Origin of the sequence: Lysinibacillus sp. NPDC092081, assembly GCF_044755845.1 — a bacterium.
Classification (GTDB): Bacteria; Bacillota; Bacilli; order Bacillales_A; family Planococcaceae; genus Lysinibacillus.
The window spans coordinates 123,753-129,806 of record NZ_JBIVRU010000012.1; the positions used below are offsets into that span (position 1 = coordinate 123,753).

The 6,054-nt window shown below is 36.8% G+C and carries 8 protein-coding genes; 2 read left to right on the forward strand and 6 right to left on the reverse strand.

Going from position 1 to position 6,054, the window contains the following annotated elements; translation table 11 throughout:
* Nucleotides 1–494: 494 nt before the first annotated feature.
* The 6 genes from ACIQLB_RS17170 to ACIQLB_RS17195 all read right to left on the reverse strand — a co-directional run bounded on the left by ACIQLB_RS17170 (nt 495) and on the right by ACIQLB_RS17195 (nt 4,200).
* Nucleotides 495–1,148: an MBL fold metallo-hydrolase gene (locus tag ACIQLB_RS17170; RefSeq protein WP_400728299.1), complete on the reverse strand. Its 654-nt coding sequence runs from the start codon at nt 1,146–1,148 to the stop codon at nt 495–497.
* Nucleotides 1,114–1,332, reverse strand: coding sequence for a GNAT family N-acetyltransferase (locus ACIQLB_RS17175; RefSeq protein ID WP_400728302.1), 219 nt, complete (start codon nt 1,330–1,332; stop codon nt 1,114–1,116). The genes ACIQLB_RS17170 and ACIQLB_RS17175 overlap by 35 nt, the downstream gene beginning before the upstream one ends.
* A gap of 160 nt (nt 1,333–1,492) precedes the next feature.
* A complete protein-coding gene (locus ACIQLB_RS17180; protein ID WP_400728304.1) occupies nt 1,493–1,825 on the reverse strand; it encodes a DUF1093 domain-containing protein in 333 nt (110 codons plus the stop codon).
* Nucleotides 1,826–1,960: 135 nt separating this feature from the next.
* Complete coding sequence (locus ACIQLB_RS17185) at nt 1,961–2,854, reverse strand: DnaD domain protein (RefSeq protein WP_400728307.1); 894 nt, start codon at nt 2,852–2,854, stop codon at nt 1,961–1,963.
* A gap of 189 nt (nt 2,855–3,043) precedes the next feature.
* Nucleotides 3,044–3,463, reverse strand: coding sequence for a hypothetical protein (locus tag ACIQLB_RS17190; protein WP_400728310.1), 420 nt, complete (start codon nt 3,461–3,463; stop codon nt 3,044–3,046).
* Between the two features lie 221 nt (nt 3,464–3,684).
* Nucleotides 3,685–4,200: a gamma carbonic anhydrase family protein gene (locus ACIQLB_RS17195; protein ID WP_400728313.1), complete on the reverse strand. Its 516-nt coding sequence runs from the start codon at nt 4,198–4,200 to the stop codon at nt 3,685–3,687.
* A 74-nt stretch (nt 4,201–4,274) separates the two neighbouring features.
* On the opposite strand from ACIQLB_RS17195, the gene ACIQLB_RS17200 reads away from it, so the two are divergent.
* Both ACIQLB_RS17200 and ACIQLB_RS17205 read left to right on the forward strand, forming a co-directional pair.
* A complete protein-coding gene (locus ACIQLB_RS17200) occupies nt 4,275–5,252 on the forward strand; it encodes an NAD(P)H-dependent flavin oxidoreductase (RefSeq protein WP_400728316.1) in 978 nt (325 codons plus the stop codon).
* Nucleotides 5,249–5,656 (forward strand): PaaI family thioesterase, encoded by a 408-nt coding sequence (locus ACIQLB_RS17205; RefSeq protein ID WP_400728318.1) that lies wholly within the window; start codon nt 5,249–5,251, stop codon nt 5,654–5,656. Before ACIQLB_RS17200 ends, ACIQLB_RS17205 begins: the two co-directional genes overlap by 4 nt.
* Nucleotides 5,657–6,054 lie beyond the last annotated feature (398 nt).

Below are 6,054 nucleotides of genomic sequence, written 5' to 3' on the forward strand. Positions count from 1 at the left end.
TAAGCATTGTTACGGGACAATATCTAGCAGGTTCTTCAATTGCTTAATCGGACGACGACCCACTATCACTGCAACTAGACGTATCAGTGTAACTAGAAACATTGTCCGAACAATTGTGTGTATTTGAATCTTTTACGGATACAAATGTACCTGTTGAACTATGATCAGAAGTTTGAGTACTCGAATGATAGGAATTACTTCTTGTTGAACTATCATTATTAAGCGATTCCTTTTTTAAGATGTTAATCACTACCACTAAAATGATAAAGCCCATCATTACAATAAAGAACCCCATTCTTCTCTCCCCTTTCGGATAACGATTTAATTTTATCATCAGGTGCGTTTATTAACCATTATTAACCATTCCCATAAATAAGAAGTCGCTGATTACCGCTCCGGGGCTACTCGCTTTCCTACAGGCGAACTTCCTTAACATTCGTTCGTCACAACATTGAATCCTAACGTTTCAGCTTCTTGACGGTCAAAGCCTTCATCTAAATGCATACACCAAAATTTTGAACGTAAATCGGGACGAATAACTCACTCAGTTTTCGTAATGACAAGTGCACGTTGCCTTCATAATCTGCTTTACACGTATCAACATAAACATAATCGTAGCCTTTGTTCGATTCGTTTGGATTTCGTAAAGATGGTTTTAGGCTATTTGTATCTCCTGTATAATAAATAAGTTTGTCATCTATATATAATTCAATTGAATAAGAAGGTATCTCTTTAACATGACTAGATCTTTCGAATAATACTTTACAGAAATTAAGTGTGTATTGTGTATCTGATTGACATTTTTTTGTTAAGCAATGAACTCCTGGGATAATACCATTAATGATTAACAATTCTTCAATTTTCACATCATGAACGGAATATAAAGAAACATTAGGTTTTCCCATTTCACCATGGCAATAATGGCTATAAAAAATAAAATCAGCAAGGCTTCCTACGTGGTCCGCATGAGTATGAGTGATCAATACATGGATGTGCTCGATACCTTCCAGTAAATTATTTTCCTTAATGCGGTGAAAAATATTGCTACCACAATCAATAAGCAACATCAGATTTCCTACTTTGTAATACGCTGCGTTATTACCTAATTTCGTATTAAATGCACTTCCTGAGCCGATAAATTTCAACATAAAGCGAGATCTCCATTTCTGTATCTTGCACGGAGTTAAAAGGTTCCAATGGTATGTATTTCACAACACTTTCATCTGAATAAAGCTCCAAAAGATCAATACAATCACTTTCCTGTGCTTTTCGTAAGATAAAACGTTCTGTTTCTAATACAGGGAAATCTGTAAAGGTGAAATGTGTGCTCATAATTATGCCCCTTTGCATATAGTACACTCCCTTTTTATAGTACCATATTATGAAATTTCAGGTATTCATTGATATATCAGAGGGCCTGCTCAAAACGATATGAGTCAGGTCCCTCTTTTTAGGATTGTATTTATTTCACATGACGCTTGAAAACTTGGATCTAGCTCTGATTAAATTTCTCCTTAATATTTTTCGGTAACTCATCCCCCTTCATTACTTGGGGTTCACCAGTGTATCCATCTAAGCTTCTAGGGACACGGACGATTGTTCCTCTTTCAAAAGGTTTCTCAGCAAAAAAACTTACCACCTTTTCATTTCCATCCTTATCATATCCCTCTAAAGCATATACAAAATAACCATTACTATTTGGCGTTTGTTCTTCCTCGTTAATTTGAACATAGTAGTCTTTTTCTATCAATGCTCCCTTTTCACCACAACCAACTAAGAAAGTAGCGAATATAATTGTCATTGCCATGAATTTCATCATCTTCATTTCTTCTGCCTCCTCTTTTCTAACGAAATTGTATCGTTACTAAAGAGTATAGATCCTAACTTCACTACCTTAAATTTCGGAACATGACAGATAGCTGACAAAATTGTCATCTTGCAGCAATGGACTTGGTTACTATTATTTATCTTGTCCCCCTGTTAGGTTCTTTAATGTTTCCAAAATTTTTTGACGTTCAGTCTCGAAATTAATAGCTTGTCCGGATTCTATATCACTGTAATTTTTATGGCGTTGATGGAACCATTCAGGGACAACCTCTTTACGCCCTTGATGATTGGATTGATTAGGACGAAATTGTGGTTGTTGTTTTTGAGCTACAAATCGAAACTTGTCCGCTTCTACCTCCTCAATTGTTTTAAACTTCTTATTAGTCCAAACCTGTAAAATTTTTTCAACGTAATTCCAACGAGGCACATTGTTTTCTACTGCTTGCTTCATAGCATGAATAACTAGTTCTTCCGAAAGATCATCAATCCAATTACCTATTTTGTATGTGACATGAGCGACTAGAGAACCAAAGCCATTTTGCTCGTAAAATAGGAATGCCGTTTGTGGTTTTGAAAGGTTCTCTTCTGAGGAATGGCTCTTATAACAATAATAACTACTATTTAGTAAATTATTATTTAGTGATTTATTATTAATTAGTATTGCCGGTTTTTCCGTTAACGGGTTTTCCATCAACGGATTAACTGTTATCGGATTTTCACAATACGGTTCAACTTGTGGAGTTTCGAACACTGAAAGTTCAACTTTCCTAAATTTCCCCATATTGGTTCTGCCCTGAACTTTGTGAACATAGCCAGCTTGTGATAGCTCCTTAATGATGTTAGCAGTAGATTCACGACTGCATTTGCTATGAGTGGCTAAATTAGAAATACAAAATGACCAATCATCTGGCAATGATAACATGTAAGCAAGCAAACCTTTTGCTTTCCAGCTTAAACGTGTGTCATTCAGAAACCCTTTGTCTAACACAACATAATTCTCCTTTTTACGAACCCTAAATATTGCCATGATGTCCCTCCTTTTGTCTTGTAAGTTCTTTGAGTCATTTCTATTCATTAACTTATATACAGATTTGGTACAAAATTAGGGACAAATATTTTGATTTGTATGGGGATTTCCTCGATTTAAAAGGCAAAAAAAATAGGACATGCTACAATTGCATGTCCTGTTTTTTCCTATATATCGCCCGTCAACGTTTTATTTATATAACTCTTTATAAACAACTACTTTTAGGGCCGTCATTTCTTCGTCTGTTAATTTACCTTCCATTTCTTGAATGACCTGTTCTTTCGTCATTGTACCATTTTGTACTTTTACTCTTATATTATTAAGCTCCGAGATCCCAACTTTTTGAATTATTACTTTTGTAGCCTCTTCTTTTGTTGTAAACGGTAACTTGCTGCTGTCTGCAGTTTTAGCCTCTTCCATATATGATTTTAGTTGAGGGTCACGTTCAATCGTATTTTTAATTTCATCCATTTGTCCACTTTGCTCTAATTCTGTTGAAATAGTATCAACAACCTTATCGGATGCATATTTCATACCAAAATGATAAACCCCATAACCAATAACACCGATGAAAATGACAATGATCAGAAGAAATTTAATGAATCTCATACTCTCACACTCCTTAATTCTACACATAATAATACTATATAGTTTAGAAAGATGAGAAATGATAACCTTGCGAACAAGGACTTTTTCAATATCATTCCTCTGTTAACAAATTCGACAAACAAATAAAGGGAAAATGAAAAGGATTAAGTTCGAAACGACACTGAACTCAATCCTTACAAGCAGTTTAAATCTTTTTGGATCACAAAAGCTTTTCGTTTAAATTAATTCTCTACAATTTCTTTAAATTCTTTTCCCTTTTGGACGTATGTGTCAATTGATAACTGGATTAATTCGAGATCTTTGTCTTGTAGCTGGCGTACGACTTTTCCTGGTGAACCAACAACTAATGAACGTGGTGGAATTTTCGAGCCTTGTGTAATAAGTGTGTTTGCACCAATAATGCATTCTTCCCCAATTTCAGCATGATCTAAAATAACAGAACCCATACCAACAATCGAACGGCGACCAATTTTGCAACCATGTAAGACTACTTGATGACCTACTGTTACATCATCCTCTACAACAACTGGAGCCCCTTCATATAAATGAATGGTTGAATTATCTTGGATACTACAACGTTTTCCAATGGTGATGCTATCTTCATCCCCGCGTAGTACGGCGTTAAACCAAATAGACGATTGTTCACCAATCGTAACATCTCCAATAATATACGTGCCTGGCGCCTGAAATACTGATTCATGAACATTTGGCTTCTTTAAAGCGTATGTAATCTCCATAAAAATCATCCTTTCAATCTTCTGAATATTTTGCTAGAATTTAGTATAACATATTTTTAACGGGGGTGCTATTTTTGAATCAATTATGTTCTGTATTAGCAATAAAATACCCTATTATCCAAGGGGGAATGGGTAATATCAGTAGTCCTAAACTTGTGGCAGCTGTATCGAATGCAGGTGGCTTAGGGACAATCGGCTGTGGAACAATGACACCAGCAGAAGTTGAAAAACGCATTGTAGCAACGAAGGAGTTAACGCAAAAACCATTTGCCCTCAATGTGCCAATCAATGTCAATCCTTATACAAAGGAATTATTGCAATTAGCTATTACACATAAAGTACCGGTCGTTTCTTTATCGGCAGGTAATCCAACTTTATATATAGAGAAATTACATGCCCACCATATTCGAGTGATAGCTGTTGTAGCCTCTGTTAAACATGCGATTAAGGCCGAGCAAGGTGGAGCAGATGTAATCGTCGCTGAAGGTTATGAAGCTGCAGGAATTAACTCCGATTTAGAATTGACAACCTTTACGTTAATACCTCAAGTAGTCGATGCGGTTTCTGTACCTGTTGCAGCAGCAGGTGGTGTTGGTGATGGTCGCGGATTAGCAGCTGCGTTAATGCTTGGAGCAGCGGGTGTCCAGATGGGAACTCGCTTTATTGCTACACAGGAAATGCCAGTACATCAGACCTATAAACAAAGACTAGTTGATGCAACTGATGTGGAAACGGTCATTCTAGGACGTTCGGTTGGACAGGTGCGCCGTGTGTTATGTTCACCTTTCACCTCTTCGCTTCTTGCTGACGAAGCAAAAGGTATAACACTTGCTGACTATCAAGAACGTACTTCCGAAACTTATCATATAAAAGGTGCTATGGAAGGAAATGAACAAGGTGGTTTTATGAATAGCGGCCAAATCGCAGGGATTATTCAAGACTTACCGACCGTTACGGCTCTTATTGAGACTATGATGGATGATGCTCAGCAATGTTTAAATCGGACATTACTAAATAATTTCACAGACTCAGTTAGGGGTGTTCAATTATGACGACCATGGTTGACTTAAAGCGAGTGATTGATGGAGAAATTGAACCACCAGCATGTGATAAAACATTAGGTATTCATGTAAAATCGGCTGTTGCCGGTAAAGCCATTTGCACTTGGAACGTCGATGAACGCTTTTTAAATGGGCATCAAGTCGTTATGGGAGGATTCATCACTTCTGCAGCAGATATTACGATGGCCTATTCGATGGCTTCAATTTTAGAAAGTAATCAAGGATTTGCGTCGATCAATTTGCAAACAACATTTTTACGACCTCTTCACACCGGAACGGCTACGGTTGAATCAACAATTGTCAAGCAAGGCCGAAAAACATGCTATGTGGAAGCAACCGTTTCTCAAAATGGAAATTATGCTGCCAAAATAACATCTTCTATCATGATCCTATAAATGACTACGCTCTAGTTGTGTTGAAAACAGAGTGGTCAAGAAAATTTGTAAATATTGTCGCGCTTTAATAAAGGCGATTTCCATGCCAGGCTTTTCGTTTTCCAATGGGTGTATTTCAAAAGTGAACACTATGAGTTACCGAAGTTTTTTTTATCACTTTAAATTAGCGTAACATGCCAGAAGATACATGCTAAAGCGCAGTGGTTGATTGGAGTAGAAGTTGGAAACCCCCAGGAAAGTGCCCAGCCGGAATGGAAATCAACCCCTCGTTTTGCCAAAAAACAATATTTTAACACAATAAAAGAGGCTGGGACAAAACCCTCCTCTGAAAACTAATAAGCCGTTGAAATTTTACGACGAGTAAAATTTCAACGGCTTTGATTGTTTTTTACATTAAA

What these genes read in the sequence shown, in the direction of transcription:
- ACIQLB_RS17195 (WP_400728313.1), bottom strand. Translation starts at nt 4,200, where the DNA reads ATGGAGATTACATACGCTTTAAAGAAGCCAAATGTTCATGAATCAGTA.
- ACIQLB_RS17180 (WP_400728304.1), bottom strand. Translation starts at nt 1,825, where the DNA reads ATGAAGATGATGAAATTCATGGCAATGACAATTATATTCGCTACTTTC.
- ACIQLB_RS17205 (WP_400728318.1), top strand. Translation starts at nt 5,249, where the DNA reads ATGACGACCATGGTTGACTTAAAGCGAGTGATTGATGGAGAAATTGAA.
- ACIQLB_RS17175 (WP_400728302.1), bottom strand. Translation starts at nt 1,332, where the DNA reads ATGAGCACACATTTCACCTTTACAGATTTCCCTGTATTAGAAACAGAA.
- ACIQLB_RS17190 (WP_400728310.1), bottom strand. Translation starts at nt 3,463, where the DNA reads ATGAGATTCATTAAATTTCTTCTGATCATTGTCATTTTCATCGGTGTT.
- ACIQLB_RS17185 (WP_400728307.1), bottom strand. Translation starts at nt 2,854, where the DNA reads ATGGCAATATTTAGGGTTCGTAAAAAGGAGAATTATGTTGTGTTAGAC.
- ACIQLB_RS17170 (WP_400728299.1), bottom strand. Translation starts at nt 1,148, where the DNA reads ATGTTGAAATTTATCGGCTCAGGAAGTGCATTTAATACGAAATTAGGT.